Raw genomic sequence first — 17268 nt, forward strand, 5'->3', positions numbered from 1 at the left:
GGTTATGTTTTGCGCAATGACCTGGGCCGGCGGCAGGTTATCGCCATCACAGTTTGTAAATTCTTCCCCCCGCCGCGAGGCAGCTTTCCTACACTCCAGGAAGTATTCACTGGAGGTAACACATCATGGCGAACACCATCACGGCTGATGAGATTCGGGAGCACTTTTCGCAGGCCATGTCGGCCATGTACCAGCAGGAAGTTCCGCAGTACGGAACGCTGCTGGAGCTGGTGGCTGACGTCAACCTGGCGGTACTGGAAAATAATCCGCAGCTGCATGAACAGCTCGCTAACGCTGACGAGCTGGCGCGCTTAAACGTGGAGCGCCACGGCGCGATTCGCGTGGGCACAGCGGAAGAACTGGCGACGCTCCGTCGCATGTTTGCCATCATGGGAATGTATCCCGTTAGCTATTACGATCTCTCGCAGGCCGGCGTGCCGGTCCACTCCACGGCGTTTCGTCCCATCGACGATGCCGCGCTGGCGCGCAATCCATTTCGGATTTTCACCTCGCTGCTGCGCCTGGAGCTGATTGAAAATCGCGCCCTGCGCGAGCGGGCCGAGGCGATCCTCGCGCGGCGCAAAATCTTCACCCCCCGCTGCCTGGCGCTGATTGCGCAGTATGAAGCAGAGGGCGAATTCACCTCTGCCGACGCGCGCGAGTTTGTCCAGGAGGCGCTGGAGACGTTCCGCTGGTACCGGCAAGCCACCGTCGATGAGGAGACTTACCATGCTCTGCATCGCGAGCACCGCCTGATTGCCGATGTGGTCTGTTTCCCGGGGTGTCATATCAACCATCTCACGCCGCGGACGCTGGATATTGACCGCGTCCAGTCCCTGATGCCGGAGTGCGGTATTGAACCCAAAGCGTTGATTGAAGGGCCACCGCGCCGGGAGGTCCCGATCCTCCTGCGGCAGACCAGCTTTAAGGCGCTTGAGGAGCCGGTGATGTTCGCCGGAGAACACCGAGGCACCCATAGCGCCCGCTTTGGCGAAATTGAGCAGCGGGGCGTGGCGCTGACGCCGAAAGGGCGCGCGCTGTACGATCGGCTGCTGCAGGCGGCAGGAACCGGGAAAGACAATCTCAGCCACCAGCAGCATCTACAGGAGGTGTTTAGCGAATTTCCCGACAGCGAATTTCTGCTCCGTCAGCAGGGGCTGGCCTGGTTTCGCTACCGCCTGACGCCCACGGGTGAGGCACATCGCCAGGCGTTTCGCCCGGGCGACGATCCGCAGCCGCTGATTGAGCGCGGGTGGGTGGTCGCCCAGCCGATTATTTATGAAGATTTTTTACCGGTCAGCGCGGCGGGCATTTTTCAGTCCAATCTGGGCAACGAAACCCAGGCGCGCAGCCACGGGAACGCCAGTCGCGAGGCGTTTGAGGCAGCTCTGGGCTGCCCGGTGCAGGATGAGTTTGAACTATACCGACAGGCGGAGGAGCGCAGCAAACGACGTTGCGGTCTGCTGTAAAATCAGTACCCTGCTGGCATCAGCCTTACAGGGAGCAGGTTATGCAACATCCGTCGAAACCGTTGGCGAAAACCCGTCAGGGAACGCTGGCCGGGAGCGCAGAACAGGGGATTCATATCTGGCGCGGCATTCCGTACGCCGCGCCGCCCGTGGGCCCGCTGCGCTGGCGCGCGCCGCAGCCAGCCGCCCGCTGGCAGGGGGTACGTCCAGCCGAGACCTTTTCCGCGGCCAGCTGGCAGGACATTGACTACTGCCGCGAGCTCGGCGGCGGCGATCCTGGCGCCTTCAGCGAAGACTGCTTATATCTCAACGTCTGGGCCCCGGCCAGCGCAGCGCAGCCGCTGCCGGTGATGGTCTGGCTGCACGGCGGCGGGTTTACCATCGGCGCCGGCAGCCTGCCGCCTTACGATGGCAAAGCGCTTGCCAGCCGCGACGTGGTGGTGGTGACAGTTAACTACCGGCTGGGCCATCTCGGTTTTTTCGCCCATCCGGCGCTGGAAGAAGAGGCGGGCGAACGTCTCTATAATTTCGCGTTGCTCGATCAGATTGCCGCTCTGCAGTGGGTTCAGGAGAATATCCACGCCTTCGGCGGGGATGCCGCCAACGTCACGCTGTTTGGCGAATCCGCCGGGGCGCGCAGCGTGCTGTCGCTAATGGCCTCCCCGAAAGCGAAAGGGCTGTTTCATAAAGCGATTATTCAGAGCGGGTATACGCTACCCGATCTGCCGCGGGAAAAAGCGCTGGAAAAAGGGCGCCTGCTGGCGGAACACTTCGCCTTACCGCAAGCCAGCGCTGAGGAATTGCGGGCGATCCCCGCGGAGGCCTTCTGGTCGCTCACCGCGCCGCTGAATACCGGGCCAGCGCCTATTGCCGGAGACGCGGTGCTGCCGCAGCCGATGCTGGAGACCTTCTTTGCCGGCCGCCAGCATCCGATACCGGTGATGATCGGCTCCAATAGCGATGAAGCCAGCGTGATGGCCGTGTTCGGCGTCGATATTGCCGGGCAGATCCAGAAGCTGCGCCGAGAGCGCCGTCTGGGGCTGGGGCTGATCAAACTCCTCTATCCCGGCGTGAAGGGCGATGAAGCGCTGGGGCGGGAAGTATGCCGCGACATGGCCTTCACCACCCTTGGTTATGTAGTGATGCAGGCGCAACAGCGCGTGGGTCAGCCGTGCTGGCGCTACTGGTTTGATTATGTCGCGGAAGCGGAGCATGACGCCTACCCGCATGGGGCCTGGCATGGCAACGAGGTGCCCTACGTGTTTGATAACCTGCGGTTGACCGACCCGGTGCGGCAGTACGCCAGCGAAGCGGATCTGGCCTTCGCCGCTCAGGTCGCTGACTACTGGACGCAGTTTGCCCGCCTCGCCAGCGGCGAGCAGACGCTTTCCGGCGCAGTGCGCTGGCCGGCGTGCCTGCGCGGGCGGGATCGCCTGTTGCGCATTGGCTTGCATAAGCGCGCCGGGTTTAAAGTGGAGAACCGCTTTATGCGCGCCAGACTGGCGCTGTTTCGCCGGGTGATGAAGCATCACGTGACGCTGGAATAAATCCCATAATGCGCAACTGTCGCCACCGACCGGTGGCGACGTTATCTCACATGACCACCACCGGCTTGATCACCTTGCCGGACGCCGAATCGGCGAAGGCCTGGTTGATATCGGCCAACGGATAGCGGGCGATAAGCTTATCGATAGGGAATTTTCCCTGTTTATAGAGTTGAATCAACAGCGGAATAAACAGCGCCGGCACGGCGTCGCCTTCAATCACCCCGACCAGCGATTTTCCCTCCGCCATCAGGTCGTTCTGCACGTTAAGGGTGATATCTCCGGTAAAGCCCACAATCGCCACCGTTCCCAGCGGTTTCACCGCGTGTACGGCCTGCAGAACGATAGCGGAGACGCCGGTCGTTTCCACCGCGTAGTGGGCGCCTTTACCGGTGATTTGTTTAATCACGGCGACGGCATCCTGTTCCTTGCCGTTGATCTGATGGGTGGCGCCCAGTTCGCCCGCCAGGGCGAGGCGGCTGGCATGGATATCCACCGCGATAATCTGTGAACAGCCGGTTAATTTCGCTGCCATGATGGCGCTGAGCCCCACCGCGCCGCAGCCAAACACCACCAGCGATTCGCCGACCACCGGTTTCAGGCGGTTGAGCACCGTCCCGCTACCGGTCTGGATACCGCAGCCCAGCGGGCCGAGCAGGGTGAGATCAACCTCCGGGTCGACCACGACCGCGTTGCTGGCGCGGGTGACCACATACTGGCTGAAAGACGACTGGCCAAAGAACAGGGACAGATCCTGGTCTCCCAGCCGGTAGGGGGTGGTGCCATCCTCGCGTCGGCCGCCAAAATTAAGCGTATTAAAATCTTCGCAAGCCGAAGGGTGGTTGCTTAAACAATTTTCGCAGTGGTGGCAGGCGGCGTAGCTGAGCACCACGTGGTCTCCTACTCTGATGCCGCTAACCGCCTCGCCGACGCTGGCAACGATCCCGGCGCCTTCATGGCCGAGGATCGCCGGCATAGGCACCACCCCGGGGTTGTCGCGCATCACGGCGTCGGTATGGCAGACGCCGGTGGCGACAATTTTCACTAATATCTCGTCCTTCCCCGGCGGGGCGACCTCGACGTCTTTGATGACAAAAGGCTGCTGGTAGCCCAGCGTGACGGCTGCTTTCACTTGCATGGCATGACTCCTGAATGAATTCCCTGGAGAGCGTGGCGGGACAGCCCGAACGGCTCTCCCCTGTTGGCCGCTAACGTGAAGAAAGATAGCGGTTATCGGGGAAAAGTTAGCACCAGGCGCGATGGAAATTTGCGCGAATCGTGCCTAAAAAACGCGCGCGGCGAGGAGCGATACATGGGGTGAATATTCAGCCCTGGAGAATAGATTTCCCTTGAATAGTCAGGGGTAAAAAGCGGCATGCAGCGTGTATGCCCTGGCTACACGTCAGAGGAAATGAAAAAAACAGGCTGTTCCTCTGGACAGGGCTTTTTTACCTTTTTTCTGCTGGCAACAATTGGATTATTAATCGTTTTTGTCTAGAGTGGGCGGAAATTATCACGCAGCGTGATGACGCGTTGCGAATCAATTCACCCGTGCAGAAGGACGCTTTCTCAGGCATGAACCGCAGACGTTTTCTTAAATCTTCCATGGCTGTTGCCGCCGTATGCGGAACGTCAGGAGTCGCTTCCTTATTCAGTCAGGCCGCTTTTGCCGAAGACGCGGGCATTGCCGACGGGCAAACGCGTCGTTTTGATTATGCTGTTCTGCAGGCGATGGCTCACGATCTGGCGCGCCAGCCGTGGGGCGGCGCCCCGCGCGATCTGCCGCCGACGCTCGCCAATCTCACCCCGCAGGCCTATAACAGCATCCAGTACGATGCCAACCACTCGCTGTGGAACAATATTGAAGAGCGTAAGCTGGACATCCAGTTTTTCCACGTCGGGATGGGGTTCCGTCGCCGCGTGCGGATGTTCTCTTTAGACGCCAGCACCCAGCAGGCGCGCGAGATCCACTTCCGTCCGGAGCTGTTTAAGTACAATGACGCCGGTGTGGATACCCGTCAGCTGGAAGGACAGTCTGACCTCGGCTTCGCCGGGTTCCGGGTGTTTAAAGCGCCGGAGCTGGCGCGCCGCGATATCGTGGCGTTCCTCGGCGCCAGCTACTTCCGCGCGGTAGACAGCACCTATCAGTATGGCCTGTCGGCCCGCGGTCTGGCGGTGGATACCTTTACCGATACCCCGGAAGAGTTTCCCGACTTTACGTCGTTCTGGTTCGAAACGGTCAAAGGGGACGCCACGGTGTTTACCGTTTACGCGCTGCTGGACAGCCCGAGCATCACTGGCGCCTACAAGTTCACCATCCACTGCCAGGATACCCAGGTTATCATGGACGTGGAAAACCACCTTTACGCCCGCAAGGATATCAAACAGCTGGGTATCGCGCCGATGACCAGTATGTTCAGCTGCGGCAATAATGAGCGGCGGATGTGCGACACCATCCATCCGCAAATCCACGACTCCGATCGGCTGTCAATGTGGTTGGGCAACGGGGAATGGGTCTGCCGGCCGCTGAATAACCCGCAGAAGCTGCAGTTCAATGCCTTCCAGGACAAGAACCCGCGCGGCTTTGGTCTGTTGCAGCTGGACCGTGATTTCTCCCACTACCAGGATGTGATGGGCTGGTATAACAAGCGTCCCAGCCTGTGGGTTGAGCCGCGTAACCAGTGGGGCAAAGGGGCGGTCAGCCTGATGGAGATCCCAACTACCGGCGAAACGCTGGATAATATCGTCTGCTTCTGGCAGCCGGAAAAGGCGGTGAAGGCGGGCGACGAACTGGACTTCCGCTACCGTCTTTACTGGAGCGCGCAGCCGCCGGTTAGCACCCCGCTGGCGCGCGTTCTGGCCACCCGCACCGGGATGGGGGGCTTCCCCGAGGGATGGGCGCCGGGTGAACACTACCCGGATAAGTGGGCGCGTCGTTTTGCCATCGACTTTGTCGGCGGTGATTTGAAGGCGGCCGCGCCGCGCGGTATTGAACCGGTGATCACCCTCTCCAGCGGGGAAGCGAAGCAGATTGAGATCCTCTACGTCGAGCCGTTCGATGGCTACCGGATCCTTTTCGACTGGTATCCGACCACCGACTCAACCGACCCGGTGGAGATGCGTCTGTTCCTGCGCTGTCAGGGAGAAGCCATCAGCGAAACCTGGCTCTATCAGTATTTCCCGCCGGCAGCAGATAAACGCAACTACGTTGACGACCGGATCATGAAATAACCCTGAGTCACCCGACGCCCGCAGGCAGTCCCTGCGGGCCAGAAGAGAGCGCTATGACCGCAGATATCCCAGCAGTACCTGAGTCGATCCCGGTAACCGACGCGCTGACGCTAATCGCCATCGATGAGCGCTACGTTAGCGACCTGCACCAGCTGGTGGTCAAAAACCAGCGCTGGCTACAGCAGTCGCTCAGTTGGCCCGCCGAGGTGCGCAGCGAAGACGAGACCCGCCGTCATGTGCAGGGCAACGTGATGCTGCATCAGCGGGATTACGCCAAAATGTTTTTGCTGTTTCTCGATAAGCAGCTAGTCGGCGTCCTGTCGTTCAATCAGATCGAGCCGCAGAATAAAACGGCCTATATTGGCTACTGGATCGATGAAGAGCACCAGGGGCAAGGGCTGCTTTCCCGTTCATTACAGGCCTTTATCCGCCATTATGCCGCCAGCGGGCTGGTGCGCCGGTTTGTGATCAAATGCCGGGTGGCGAACACCCGCAGCAACCAGGTAGCGTTGCGCAACGGTTTTGTTCTGGAAGGCTGTCTCCGACAAGCCGAGTATCTGAACGGTAGCTATGACGATCAGAATATCTACGCCCGCATTATTGACCGCGATGAGGCATTAAAGCGCGCCTAACAGCGGCGTGCGGGTGATGTGCTGCTGGCCGTCAAGCGTTTTCGGGCCGCGCAGATGAATGGCATCTCCCTCCTGTGCGGCAATCTGCACCTCGTCATTGATGGAGACCTGGTGCTCAACGATCACATCGCCGGTGATGACTGTCCGCCCCTGGATCAGCACATCGTCGTCGAGCAGAATCGGACCACCTCGCAGCTGCGCCTCGCCGCCGACCATCGCCCGATGCTTCAGCAGGCAGTTGCCTTCAATCACCGCATTCTCTGCCACCTGCGAACTGTAGCGTACGGTGGGAATGGCATCCTCTCCGCGACCGGCGATCAGGCGCGCGTGCCCGTATACCCGGGCGTTATCGCATACCCAGACGTCGTTTTCTTCGTTCCCTTCAAGTCTTGCCTGGTCAAACACTTCCGCCCGATGTTCGACAAACGCATGCTCAACGAAGGCATCGCCGTAGATTTGCGCCTGGTGGAGAATGCGCGAGGCGCTGACGGTGGCTCGCTGATAGATCTGCAGGACTTTGTCGCGATCGGCGGTTAACCCGCGCGCGGCAATCACCTGGCAGTGGGGGAGAAGACGCGCCTCGTCGGCAAGGCGACAATAACCGCGCACCTGGCTCTGCATAACAGTGACGTTGTCACTGATCTGCGCGTGATGGCTGATCTGCGAGGCGTGAATGCAGGCCCGTCCGCCGATGGTGGCCTCATGACTGACCACGCAGAACCCGGTTAAGCGGGCGTCATCGCGGATGCGCGCCCCGGCGAAGACCACGCTGTTGACATCGTAGATCCAACACTCCCCCTGCTGGCTGAGAGCGCATTCCTCATCCACCCAGCCGCCTTCGCTGCCCGCTTTGACGTCAGCGAAATCAATAAGCGCCACGATCTGGCGCAGGGTGACGCTTTGTTTGCCATGCTCTTCCTCATAACAATACTGCCGGGTCTGTTCGCTGAGACGGTATTTACGCATGGCCGATCCTTATTACTTATGGTTAACATAAACATAGCAAAGATCGCCATAGCGCGCGGGATAAGGTTCCTTTAGAATGCAACTTCAAATTAAATTGATATCATCAATAAAATGAATAAAACGCAAACGCCGCGGCAGGTGCTAAACCTGCCGGCGGGTTATTTTGGCATGGTGCTCGGCACCATCGGAATGGGCTTCGCCTGGCGTTACGCCAGCACCCTCTGGCCGGTCAGCCGCAGCATTGGTGATGGGCTGGTGACGCTGGCGATGGCGATGTGGGTCCTGCTCAGCATGGCGTTTATCAGCCGGGCGATCCGCTTTCCGGCGAGCGTGCTGCGGGAGATGCGTCATCCGGTGAGCAGCAGCTTCGTCAGCCTGTTTCCGGCCACCACGCTGTTGGTGGCGATTGGTTTGGCTCCCTGGTGCCGGCCGCTGGCGATCGGGCTGTTTGTGCCGGGCGTGGCGCTGCAGCTCGCCTATGCCGCCTGGCAAAGCGGTGGGCTATGGCGGGGGAACCATCCTCGCGAGGCCACCACGCCGGGGTTGTATCTGCCGACAGTAGCCAATAATTTTATCAGCGCGATGGCCTGCGGCGCGCTGGGATTTTCCGATGCCGGACTGGTGTTCCTCGGCGCCGGGGTCTTCTCCTGGCTGAGCCTCGAGCCGGCGATCCTCCAGCGTCTGCGCAGCGCAGGCGAGCTGCCGACGCCGCTGCGCACCTCGCTGGGGATCCAGCTGGCGCCTGCGCTGGTGGCCTGCAGCGCCTGGCTCAGCGTCAACGGCGGGGAGGCCGATACCTTCGCTAAGCTGCTGTTTGGTTACGGCCTGCTGCAGCTACTGTTTATGCTCCGTCTGATGCCCTGGTATCTTCGTCAGCCGTTCAATGCTTCTTTCTGGAGCTTCTCGTTCGGCATTTCCGCGCTGGCCACCACCGGTCTGCATCTCGGCCAGGCCAGGGGAGACGGCTTTTTTCATCATCTGGCGATGCCGCTATTTATTTTTAGCAATCTGGTTGTCGGCCTGCTGCTGCTGCGTACAGCGTTGCTGTTGGTCAGCGGAAAACTGTTGCTCCAGGTCGACCGGGAAACACTCCTGAATAAGAAGGAAGGATCATGACAATGCGTGACGCGGATTATTTTAGTCAAAAATACAGCCTGACCCGCACCCATTCCGAGGTGCTGCATGCCGCGACGATTGTGCCGCCGGGGCGGGCGCTGGATCTTGGCTGCGGCAACGGGCGTAACAGCCTTTATCTGGCGGCGAACGGCTTCGCGGTGACGGCGTGGGATAAAAATCCGATGAGCGTCAACAATCTGGAAAGTATTCGCGCCGCCGAGCGACTGGATAATCTGCAAACGGCGGTGAAAGACCTCAACAGCCTGAGCTTTGACGGCGAGTATGACCTGATCCTCTCCACCGTAGTGATGATGTTCCTCGAGCCTGACACCATCCCGGGCCTGATCGCCAATATGCAGCGCTGCACCGCCGCCGGCGGCTATAACCTGATTGTGGCGGCGATGGATACCGAAGACTATCCCTGCACCGTCGGCTTCCCGTTTGCCTTTAAACCTGATGAGCTTCGTGATTATTACCAGGGCTGGGAGCTGCTGAAATACAATGAGGACGTCGGCGAGCTGCATCGCACCGACGCCAACGGCAATCGCATCAAATTGCGCTTCGCCACCCTGTTGGCGCGCAAGCCTGCCTGATTCGCCGCGGCGTGGGAAGCTGAGCATGGCCCGCGCCGCATTCCCCGCCAGAGCCTGGGCAAGACAGAGACCCGTTGCGGCGAAAATGAGCCTGGAAAACCGCGCGATACCCCTTTTAAGTGATTATTTATTAACGTAATGTTCAGGCCATCAATATTTATAAATCTTCCTTGACGAAGCCCTTTTTTTGTCACAAAACTAGTGGGTCCTATTTGCTATAACGTCTGCCGAAAAAAAACTGTATTTACAGGGATCTCTCTATGCGTACTCGCGTTTTACTGAAAGTCGCCGCTCTGGCGGGAATATTGGCGTTGACCGGCTGTGCGGCGAAAGTGGCGCAACCGAATCAGTATTCGGGCTTCTTAAAAGATTATTCCAGTTTGAAAGAAACGACCTCTGCCTCCGGCAAGCCGGAGCTGCGCTGGATCGATCCGAACTTCAATCCGGCCAACTATGACAATATCGTTTATCACCCGGTGACCTACTATCCGGTACCGAAGCCGACCACCCAGGTAGGGGAGAAGGCGCTGCAGGATATTCTTAACTACACCAACAAAGAGCTGAAACAGGCTATTTCCGAGCGTAAACCGCTGGCCACTACCGCCGGCAAGCGCAGCCTCATCTTCCGCGGGGCGATCACCGGGGTGGACTCCAGCAAAGAGGGGCTGCAGTTCTATGAAGTGATCCCGGTCGCTATGATTGTCGCCGGCACCCAGGCCGCCACCGGCCATCGTACCATGGACACCAATCTGTACTTTGAGGCGGAGGTCATTGACGCCAGCACCAATAAGCCGGTCATCAAGGTCGTTCGTAAAGGGGAAGGCAAAACCCTGGCGAATGAGAATACACCGCTGACCGTCGATACCCTGAAGCAGGTTATCGATGATATGGCGGTCGACGCCGTTAAATTCGATCCCTCTCAGCGTTAATCGTGCCAGCGCCGTCTGACGACGGCGCTGGTTTTCTTCAGCCTCCTCAGGCCAGCCTTCGGCGCAGCAATAGCTGTTCCGGTTTGGCAAACATTACCAGGTTACCCAGCAGGATCAGCGCCAGCCCGATCACGGCGCTGCTGTGCCAGACATACCCTTCATAGACGGTGGAAATGGATAAGGCGACCAGCGGAAAAAGCAGCGTACTGTAGGCGGCTTTGCTGGCGCCGATGCGCCCAACGAGAGTGAAATAGGCGCCAAAGGCGATGACCGAGCCGAACAGCGCCAGGTAAAGCAGGGCGCCCAGATAGCTGACGGTCCATTCTGGCATAAAGTTATCGCCGCGCAGCAGAGCGATCGCCCCCATCACCAGCGTGCCGTAGAGCATCGCCCAGCTGTTGGTGGTCAGCGTTTCCAGCCCGCGGCGCTGGTGGCGAATACTGAACATATTGCCGAGCGAAAAACCGTAGGTACCCAGGGCGCTCAGCCCGATCCCCCACAGCAGCGAGGCGTTCAGTCCGTTGGCCAGCAGGTCGTCCCAGAACAGGATGACGATACCGGCGAGACCCAGCGCGGCGGCGGCCCAGAAGCGGCCCGGCGGCTGCTGGCGGAAAAAGAGAAAGCTGTTGATGGCGTTAAACAGTACCGCCATCGAAAAGATCACCGATTCCAGACCGGTATTGATCCAGGCGGCGGCGGTATAAAAACACCAGAAATTAAAGCAGAAGACGCAGCAGCCCTGCAGCAGGCAGCAGAGATGATCTTTCGCGCCCAGCGGCCGCAGGCGTCGTGTGACGAGCAGAATCGCCAGCATCGTGACGCTGGCTACGGCGAAACGCCAGAAAATCGATACCGGCGCGGCCACCGGTCCCTGTTGTAAAAAAATCGCAATCCACGTTGTACCCCAGATCACGACAACGAGTGCATAGAGTAATGCGTTCACCCTGGTTCTCCTCTACCTGTTGATGGGAGGAGTATGCCGGCTGCCGCCTGCTGCGGCTTTCACCGGTTTGTTGTCGGCTTGCAAATTCTTGCGCTTATTTGCCCTCCGCTGGCGGTGAGGACTGGAAACCGCGCCGTAGTCTCCCTAGACTAGGGCTTTTACAGACAATGTGTGAAGACGATGGGTTACGGGACATTTGAAACATTACGGCGACAGAACGCGGTGCTGAAGGGAACCGTGGAGCTGAATTCCGGTATTCAACTGGCCGCCTGGTATAACAATTGCGATACCGTGACGGTGCGCAGCGACCATCATACTTTAAGTCTGTACGTCGCTGATGGCTACGAAAGCTATCAAAAGACGCCGCACGGCTGGAAAAATGGCGGCGGCCCGGATCGTTTTTGTCTGATGCCGAAAGGCGATGAAAGCGTATGGGATATCCGCGGCGATCTGTCGTTTGTGCATCTTTACTGTACCGATGCGCACCTGCGTCGCGTCGGCGAGGAGGTGTGGGACCGCAGCCCGGCGAACTTCACCCTGCAGGAAAAGACCTTCGCCAGCGATGATAAAATCACCGCAGTGTATCGTCAGTTTTTGCTGGCTAACGACTGGCGGCAGCCGGCGAACCAGCTGACCCTCAGCGCTGCCAGCAGCTTACTGCTTACCCATCTGATCCAGCACTATTCCACCGTGCAGTGGCGTTTGCCGACGGTCACCGGCGGGCTGGCGCCAGGCGTAAAGCGTCACGTACTGGCCTGGATCGATGCTCATCTCGATCAGCCCTTGACCCTGGCCGACCTGGCGCAGCAGGCGGGTCTGAGTGAGTTTCATTTTGCTCGTATGTTTCGTCAGTCGCTAAATATGGCTCCGCATCAGTACGTCATGCAGCAGCGAATGGCGAAGGCGCAAAACCTGATCTGCCATAGCGCGCTGCCGTTAACCGAGATAGCGCTGGCCTGTGGTTTTAGCTCCCCCAGCCATTTCAGCCATCGGGTCAAAGCCGCCACCGGCCTGACGCCCTCCCAGCTACGGGCGGCGCAGCGCGGATAGCACGCCGTAACTCACCCCGCCGAGCACCACGCCCCAGAAGGCGGAGCCAATTCCCGCCAGCGTCACCCCGCTGGCGGTGACCAGGAAGGTTAGCACTGCCGCATCGCGCTCACTGGCCTGATGCACTGCCTGAAACAGACTCCCGCCGATGGTGCCGAGCAGCGCCAGACCCGCCAGCATCTGGATCCACGCCGGCGGCAGGGCCGACATCAGGGCGGTGATTGACCCGCCGAACAGACCGGCCAGCAGATAAAAACCGCCCGCGGCTATGGCCGCCAGCCAGCGCTGGTTCGGATCCGGGTGCGCCTCCGGGCTCTGGCATATGGCGGCGGTGATCGCCGCGATGCAGATGGAATAAACCCCAAACGGCGCCAGCAGTAGTGCCAACCCCCCGCAAACGACGATCAGTGCGGAGACCGGTACGGTATAGCCTGATGCCTGCAGGGTGGCGAACCCTGGAGCGTTCTGCGAGGCCATGGTGACGAGGAAGAACGGCAGACCGACGCTGAGCAAAAGCGCCGGAGTAAACTGCGGGGCGACCCATTCCGGCGTCACAAATGCCAGCGGCACGGGGGCGCTAGCCACATCGCCGGACGCCGCCGCAATCAGCGCTCCAATCACCAGCGCAGCCACCACGGCGAAGCGGGGCCACAGCGCTTTACACAGCAGCCAGGCGGCGAGCATCCCGCCGCACAGCGGCAGATGATCCTGTAAGCCGGCGAAGGCCTGCAAACCAAACCGTAGCAGGATCCCAGCCAGCATCGCGGCGGCCAGCGAATGGGGAATGATCTTCATCAGCCGGGCAAACAGGCCGGTGGCGCCGCAGATAACGATCAGCGCGTTGGCGAAAATAAAGATCCCCACGGCCTCGGCGAGGGTCACCCCCTGCAGGCCGCTAACTAACAGCGCAGCGCCCGGCGTTGACCAGGCGGTGAGCACAGGAACTTTCCGCCAGGCGCTCAGCGCGAGAGTACTGATGCCCATGGCGAGGCCAAGAGCCGTCATCCAGCCGGCGATCTGCCCGGGGGTAGCGCCGGCCGCGGCGGCGGCCTGCCAGATGATGGCGGCGGAGCTGGCGTACCCCACCAACACGGCGACGAAGCCAGCGAACAGAGTGGGAAGCGGAAGACTAAACGAGCGCATCGATGATTCTCATGTGCGTTATAACATCCATTCACTGTATCATTGTGCGTTATAACGCACAAGCGGTGGTTCGCGCAGCTACCCTGGGAGAAAAACTCGCCGCCAGTGGCGTACGATGCCGTTAAACGTCCTGAAAAAATCAGACAAATGGCGGTATACTTTGCGCAGTAAAAACGGGAGGAAGGATGAATATTGCGCAACATCTGGCGGCAACGCTTAAAACCCTGCGCCAGCAGCGAGGCTGGAGCCTGTCGCGACTGGCGGAAGAGACCGGGGTGTCGAAAGCCATGCTCGGGCAGATTGAGCGGAATGAATCAAGTCCAACGGTGGCGACGCTGTGGAAGATTGCCACCGGGCTGAACGTACCGTTTTCGGCGTTCATCGTCCCGGACGCCAGCGCCGCGCCCTCCGCGTTTGATCCGCAGCAGCAGGCGATGGTGGTGACGCCAGTATTCCCGTGGGATCCCGAGCTGCGCTTTGACCATTTTTCGATAACCCTTGCCCCCGGCGCGCTGAGCGAATCAACGCCGCATGAGAAAGGGGTGATTGAGCATGTGGTAGTGATAAGTGGTACGCTGGATTTGTGCTTACAAGGGGAGTGGCACTCGCTGCAGGCGGGTGAGGGTAGGCGTTTCGCCGGCGACGCGACGCATGCGTATCGTAACCGCGGCGCCCAGGCGGCCCATTTCCATTCTCTTATCCATTATCCAAAAGAAAAAACCGCGAGCGAACCCGCGGCCAGACAAGATGACTGATGATAACCACTCACAACGTGACGAGGAAAATCCGGAATACGTGATGACAGTACTCTTCGCCGTGATTTGAGGGAAATATCTTTTCCGTCAATACTTTGTTGAAAAGTGAAAATTCGTCGTCGCGCGACGGCGGAAAAGGTTTTCGTCTGCGCCCGGTTCTGACTACAATAGCCGCCATTTCGACCCCCTTATACTGGATAACAACACGCGTATGCGCCTGCACAATCATCGTCTTGAACTTCTTAGTCCTGCCCGCGACGCCGGTATCGCTCGCGAAGCGATCCTTCACGGCGCCGATGCCGTTTACATCGGTGGACCTGGCTTTGGCGCCCGCCACAACGCCAGCAACAGTCTGAGCGATATCGCCGGGCTGGTGCCTTTCGCTCATCGCTTTGGCGCAAAGGTATTTGTGACGCTGAACACCATTCTGCATGACGATGAACTGGAGCCGGCGCAGCGGCTGATTACCGATCTCTACGACGCAGGCGTCGATGCGCTGATCGTGCAGGATATGGGGATCATGGAGCTGGATCTGCCGCCGATTGAGCTGCACGCCAGCACCCAGTGCGATATTCGCAGTGTGGAAAAAGCGAAGTTTCTCTCCGACGCCGGCTTCAGTCAGATCGTGCTGGCGCGCGAACTGAACCTCAGTCAAATCAAAGCCATTTACGACCACACTGACGCCACTATCGAATTCTTTATCCATGGCGCGCTGTGCGTGGCCTATTCCGGGCAGTGTTACATTTCGCACGCCCAGACCGGACGCAGCGCCAACCGCGGCGACTGCTCGCAGGCTTGCCGCTTGCCGTATACCCTGAAGGACGATCAGGGGCGGGTGGTGGCCTATGAGAAACATCTCCTGTCGATGAAGGATAACGATCAGACCGCCAACCTGGCGGCGCTGATCGACGCTGGCGTACGCTCCTTCAAAATTGAAGGCCGTTACAAAGACATGAGTTATGTGAAAAACATCACTGCGCACTACCGTCAAATGCTGGATGCCATTATCGAAGATCGCGGCGACCTGGCGCGCGCCTCGGCTGGACGCACCGAGCATTTCTTTATCCCGTCCACGGATAAAACCTTCCACCGGGGCAGCACTGACTACTTTGTTAATGCCCGCAAGGGCGATATCGGCGCCTTTGATTCGCCGAAATTTATCGGCCTGCCGGTGGGTGAAGTTCTGAAGGTAGGCAAAGACCATCTCGACGTTGAAGTCAGTGAACCGTTAACCAACGGCGATGGTCTCAACGTGATGATTAAGCGCGAAGTGGTGGGCTTCCGTGCTAATACCGTGGAAAAAACCGGCGAAAACCGTTATCGGGTATGGCCGAACGAGATGCCAGCGGATCTGCATAAAGTGCGCCCCCATCAGCCGCTCAACCGCAACCTCGATCATAACTGGCAACAGGCGCTGCTAAAGACCTCCAGCGAACGCCGCATCGCGGTAGATGTGACGTTGAGCGGCTGGCAGGAGCAGCTGGTTCTCACCATGACCTGTGAAGATGGCGTCAGCGTGACCCACACCCTTGACGGGGAGTTCGCCGAAGCTAACCAGGCGGAGAAAGCGTTGGCCAACCTGCGTGACGGTGTCACAAAACTGGGGCAAACCATCTACTATGCGCGCGAGGTGCAGGTTAATCTGCCGCCGCTGTTTGTGCCCAACAGCCTGCTCAACCAGCTGCGTCGGGAAACTGCGGAGATGCTGGATGAAGCGCGCCTCAACGCCTGGCAGCGCGGCACCCGCAAGCCGGTCTCCGTACCGCCGCCGGTCTACCCTGAGACCCATCTCTCCTTCCTCGCCAACGTCTATAACCACAAGGCGCGGGCGTTCTACCAGCGCTATGGCGTACAGCTGATCGACGCCGCCTATGAAGCGCACGAAGAGAAGGGCGATGTGCCGGTGATGATCACTAAGCATTGTTTGCGGTTCGCCTTCAACCTCTGCCCGAAGCAGGCGAAAGGCTCCATCAAGAGCTGGAAAGCCACGCCGATGCAGCTGATCCATGGCGATGAGGTCCTGACCCTGAAGTTTGACTGCCGTCCGTGCGAAATGCACGTGGTCGGCAAGATCAAAAACCATATCCTCAAAATGCCGCACCCGGGCAGCATTGTGGCCTCCGTCAGCCCGGACGATCTGATGAAGACGCTGCCGAAGCGCAAAGGGGCCTGATTCGAGTCGATGCTATTGGCAGGATGCCCGCGGTTTACGGTCGTCCTGCCAGCGGTGATGTTCGCGCAGGTCTGCGGCGGCCTCCTCGTGCTGGCTGCGAAGCTCATCGCTATCCGCTTCGTGCAGCAGCTGCTGTTCGAGACTTTGCACCGGAAAGTACTCGTGTCCCTGACGATGTGCCAACAGATGCCCGGAAAATAATGCGCACAGCAACAGCAGGGCGCTTATGCTTCTCTTTAACATACCTTTTCTCGACGGAACAATGGCGTGGACATACTATGTCAGGCGCAATGCAGGCTTTTTTTCGGGCATCTCAAAGAACGGCAAGAGTTTGTCAACGATGGCTGACGAAGGATGAAAAAAGGCCTGACGCGGAAGCCAGGCCAGAGTGTTACGCTTTCGGCGGCAGCGGTTTCCCGCTGTGCTCGCTCCCTTTTGGCGGCTGCTTGCCGTTGTGCTGCGGCTGTTTACCGTCGTGCTGCGGCTGTTTGCCGTCGTGCTGCGGCTGTTTGCCGTCTCGTTGTGGCTGTTTGCTGTTGTATTGCGCTTGCTTACCTTCGTGTTGGCCGTTTTTCACCGGCGGTTTACCCTGATGCTGCGCGCCTTTTTCCGGCGGCGGCGGCGGGTTGTCGGCAGCAAAAGCCCATGACGACATTCCCAGCGTCATTACGGCGTACAGTAAAGCTAACTTCTTCATAGCAATATCCTTTCTTCAGATGTATCG

The 17268-nt window shown here is 59.3% G+C and carries 17 protein-coding genes; 10 read left to right on the forward strand and 7 right to left on the reverse strand.

All coding sequences use genetic code 11. The annotated features are described in order from the left end of the window. Positions 1 to 125: 125 nt before the first annotated feature. Together IB144_RS11950 and IB144_RS11955 are read left to right on the forward strand one after the other, a co-directional pair. On the forward strand, positions 126 to 1469 hold the full coding sequence (locus IB144_RS11950) for a VOC family protein (protein ID WP_134894696.1): 1344 nt from the start codon (positions 126 to 128) through the stop codon (positions 1467 to 1469). A gap of 41 nt (positions 1470 to 1510) precedes the next feature. After that, complete coding sequence (locus IB144_RS11955; RefSeq protein WP_016946517.1) at positions 1511 to 3016, forward strand: carboxylesterase/lipase family protein; 1506 nt, start codon at positions 1511 to 1513, stop codon at positions 3014 to 3016. Between the two features lie 46 nt (positions 3017 to 3062). Here the strand turns inward: IB144_RS11955 and IB144_RS11960 are convergent, their stop codons facing one another. After that, positions 3063 to 4151 carry an NAD(P)-dependent alcohol dehydrogenase gene (locus IB144_RS11960; protein WP_032440059.1) on the reverse strand — a complete coding sequence of 363 codons (1089 nt, stop codon included), beginning with the start codon at positions 4149 to 4151 and terminating at the stop codon, positions 3063 to 3065. Between the two features lie 437 nt (positions 4152 to 4588). Here IB144_RS11960 and IB144_RS11965 point away from each other — a divergent pair, with 437 nt between their 5' ends. Both IB144_RS11965 and rimL read left to right on the forward strand, forming a co-directional pair. Then, entirely contained in the window at positions 4589 to 6244 is a 1656-nt protein-coding gene (locus IB144_RS11965) for a glucan biosynthesis protein (RefSeq protein WP_002907489.1), read from the forward strand. Between the two features lie 53 nt (positions 6245 to 6297). After that, on the forward strand, positions 6298 to 6876 hold the full coding sequence (gene rimL, locus IB144_RS11970) for a 50S ribosomal protein L7/L12-serine acetyltransferase (RefSeq protein ID WP_002907487.1): 579 nt from the start codon (positions 6298 to 6300) through the stop codon (positions 6874 to 6876). On the opposite strand, the gene ydcK is transcribed toward rimL, so the two are convergent. After that, positions 6862 to 7842, reverse strand: a complete 981-nt coding sequence (ydcK, locus tag IB144_RS11975) for a YdcK family protein (protein WP_065888664.1) — start codon at positions 7840 to 7842, stop codon at positions 6862 to 6864. The genes rimL and ydcK overlap by 15 nt on opposite strands. 111 nt (positions 7843 to 7953) lie before the next feature. Here ydcK and tehA point away from each other — a divergent pair, with 111 nt between their 5' ends. The 3 genes from tehA (at position 7954) to IB144_RS11990 (ending at position 10480) form a co-directional block, all read left to right on the forward strand. After that, positions 7954 to 8958 (forward strand): dicarboxylate transporter/tellurite-resistance protein TehA, encoded by a 1005-nt coding sequence (tehA, locus tag IB144_RS11980; protein WP_002907483.1) that lies wholly within the window; start codon positions 7954 to 7956, stop codon positions 8956 to 8958. Beyond that, on the forward strand, positions 8955 to 9551 hold the full coding sequence (gene tehB, locus IB144_RS11985) for a tellurite resistance methyltransferase TehB (protein WP_021313841.1): 597 nt from the start codon (positions 8955 to 8957) through the stop codon (positions 9549 to 9551). Before tehA ends, tehB begins: the two co-directional genes overlap by 4 nt. 260 nt (positions 9552 to 9811) lie before the next feature. After that, positions 9812 to 10480: a DUF3313 domain-containing protein gene (locus tag IB144_RS11990; protein WP_004180147.1), complete on the forward strand. Its 669-nt coding sequence runs from the start codon at positions 9812 to 9814 to the stop codon at positions 10478 to 10480. A 46-nt stretch (positions 10481 to 10526) separates the two neighbouring features. Here IB144_RS11990 and IB144_RS11995 read toward each other — a convergent pair whose 3' ends face one another. Then, positions 10527 to 11423, reverse strand: coding sequence for a DMT family transporter (locus IB144_RS11995; RefSeq protein ID WP_004180146.1), 897 nt, complete (start codon positions 11421 to 11423; stop codon positions 10527 to 10529). Positions 11424 to 11603: 180 nt separating this feature from the next. Here IB144_RS11995 and IB144_RS12000 point away from each other — a divergent pair, with 180 nt between their 5' ends. Continuing rightward, positions 11604 to 12473 carry an AraC family transcriptional regulator gene (locus IB144_RS12000; protein ID WP_004151213.1) on the forward strand — a complete coding sequence of 290 codons (870 nt, stop codon included), beginning with the start codon at positions 11604 to 11606 and terminating at the stop codon, positions 12471 to 12473. On the opposite strand, the gene IB144_RS12005 is transcribed toward IB144_RS12000, so the two are convergent. After that, positions 12450 to 13616 (reverse strand): benzoate/H(+) symporter BenE family transporter, encoded by a 1167-nt coding sequence (locus IB144_RS12005; RefSeq protein ID WP_023301873.1) that lies wholly within the window; start codon positions 13614 to 13616, stop codon positions 12450 to 12452. The two genes, IB144_RS12000 and IB144_RS12005, sit on opposite strands and share 24 nt — an antisense overlap. Before the next feature lie 185 nt (positions 13617 to 13801). Between IB144_RS12005 and IB144_RS12010 the strand changes: the two genes are divergently transcribed. After that, on the forward strand, positions 13802 to 14371 hold the full coding sequence (locus IB144_RS12010; RefSeq protein WP_002907473.1) for an XRE family transcriptional regulator: 570 nt from the start codon (positions 13802 to 13804) through the stop codon (positions 14369 to 14371). Positions 14372 to 14381: 10 nt separating this feature from the next. On the opposite strand, the gene IB144_RS12015 is transcribed toward IB144_RS12010, so the two are convergent. Continuing rightward, positions 14382 to 14549 carry a hypothetical protein gene (locus IB144_RS12015; RefSeq protein ID WP_014343127.1) on the reverse strand — a complete coding sequence of 56 codons (168 nt, stop codon included), beginning with the start codon at positions 14547 to 14549 and terminating at the stop codon, positions 14382 to 14384. A 33-nt stretch (positions 14550 to 14582) separates the two neighbouring features. Here IB144_RS12015 and IB144_RS12020 point away from each other — a divergent pair, with 33 nt between their 5' ends. Then, complete coding sequence (locus tag IB144_RS12020; RefSeq protein WP_002907469.1) at positions 14583 to 16544, forward strand: U32 family peptidase; 1962 nt, start codon at positions 14583 to 14585, stop codon at positions 16542 to 16544. Positions 16545 to 16556: 12 nt separating this feature from the next. Here the strand turns inward: IB144_RS12020 and IB144_RS12025 are convergent, their stop codons facing one another. After that, entirely contained in the window at positions 16557 to 16787 is a 231-nt protein-coding gene (locus IB144_RS12025; RefSeq protein ID WP_004143781.1) for a DUF2554 family protein, read from the reverse strand. A gap of 148 nt (positions 16788 to 16935) precedes the next feature. After that, on the reverse strand, positions 16936 to 17241 hold the full coding sequence (locus IB144_RS12030; protein WP_040165326.1) for a hypothetical protein: 306 nt from the start codon (positions 17239 to 17241) through the stop codon (positions 16936 to 16938). Positions 17242 to 17268: the final 27 nt, after the last annotated feature.

It is taken from the genome of Klebsiella sp. K4, assembly GCF_014596785.2.
Classification (GTDB): Bacteria; Pseudomonadota; Gammaproteobacteria; order Enterobacterales; family Enterobacteriaceae; genus Klebsiella; species Klebsiella pneumoniae.

Excerpts from the sequence above, each read along its gene's own strand:
- IB144_RS11950 (WP_134894696.1), top strand. The coding sequence starts at position 126 with ATGGCGAACACCATCACGGCTGATGAGATTCGGGAGCACTTTTCGCAG.
- IB144_RS11955 (WP_016946517.1), top strand. The coding sequence starts at position 1,511 with ATGCAACATCCGTCGAAACCGTTGGCGAAAACCCGTCAGGGAACGCTG.
- IB144_RS11960 (WP_032440059.1), bottom strand. The coding sequence starts at position 4,151 with ATGCAAGTGAAAGCAGCCGTCACGCTGGGCTACCAGCAGCCTTTTGTC.
- IB144_RS11965 (WP_002907489.1), top strand. The coding sequence starts at position 4,589 with ATGAACCGCAGACGTTTTCTTAAATCTTCCATGGCTGTTGCCGCCGTA.
- rimL (WP_002907487.1), top strand. The coding sequence starts at position 6,298 with ATGACCGCAGATATCCCAGCAGTACCTGAGTCGATCCCGGTAACCGAC.
- ydcK (WP_065888664.1), bottom strand. The coding sequence starts at position 7,842 with ATGCGTAAATACCGTCTCAGCGAACAGACCCGGCAGTATTGTTATGAG.
- tehA (WP_002907483.1), top strand. The coding sequence starts at position 7,954 with ATGAATAAAACGCAAACGCCGCGGCAGGTGCTAAACCTGCCGGCGGGT.
- tehB (WP_021313841.1), top strand. The coding sequence starts at position 8,955 with ATGACAATGCGTGACGCGGATTATTTTAGTCAAAAATACAGCCTGACC.
- IB144_RS11990 (WP_004180147.1), top strand. The coding sequence starts at position 9,812 with ATGCGTACTCGCGTTTTACTGAAAGTCGCCGCTCTGGCGGGAATATTG.
- IB144_RS12000 (WP_004151213.1), top strand. The coding sequence starts at position 11,604 with ATGGGTTACGGGACATTTGAAACATTACGGCGACAGAACGCGGTGCTG.
- IB144_RS12005 (WP_023301873.1), bottom strand. The coding sequence starts at position 13,616 with ATGCGCTCGTTTAGTCTTCCGCTTCCCACTCTGTTCGCTGGCTTCGTC.
- IB144_RS12010 (WP_002907473.1), top strand. The coding sequence starts at position 13,802 with ATGAATATTGCGCAACATCTGGCGGCAACGCTTAAAACCCTGCGCCAG.
- IB144_RS12015 (WP_014343127.1), bottom strand. The coding sequence starts at position 14,549 with ATGGCGGCTATTGTAGTCAGAACCGGGCGCAGACGAAAACCTTTTCCG.
- IB144_RS12020 (WP_002907469.1), top strand. The coding sequence starts at position 14,583 with ATGCGCCTGCACAATCATCGTCTTGAACTTCTTAGTCCTGCCCGCGAC.
- IB144_RS12025 (WP_004143781.1), bottom strand. The coding sequence starts at position 16,787 with ATGTTAAAGAGAAGCATAAGCGCCCTGCTGTTGCTGTGCGCATTATTT.
- IB144_RS12030 (WP_040165326.1), bottom strand. The coding sequence starts at position 17,241 with ATGAAGAAGTTAGCTTTACTGTACGCCGTAATGACGCTGGGAATGTCG.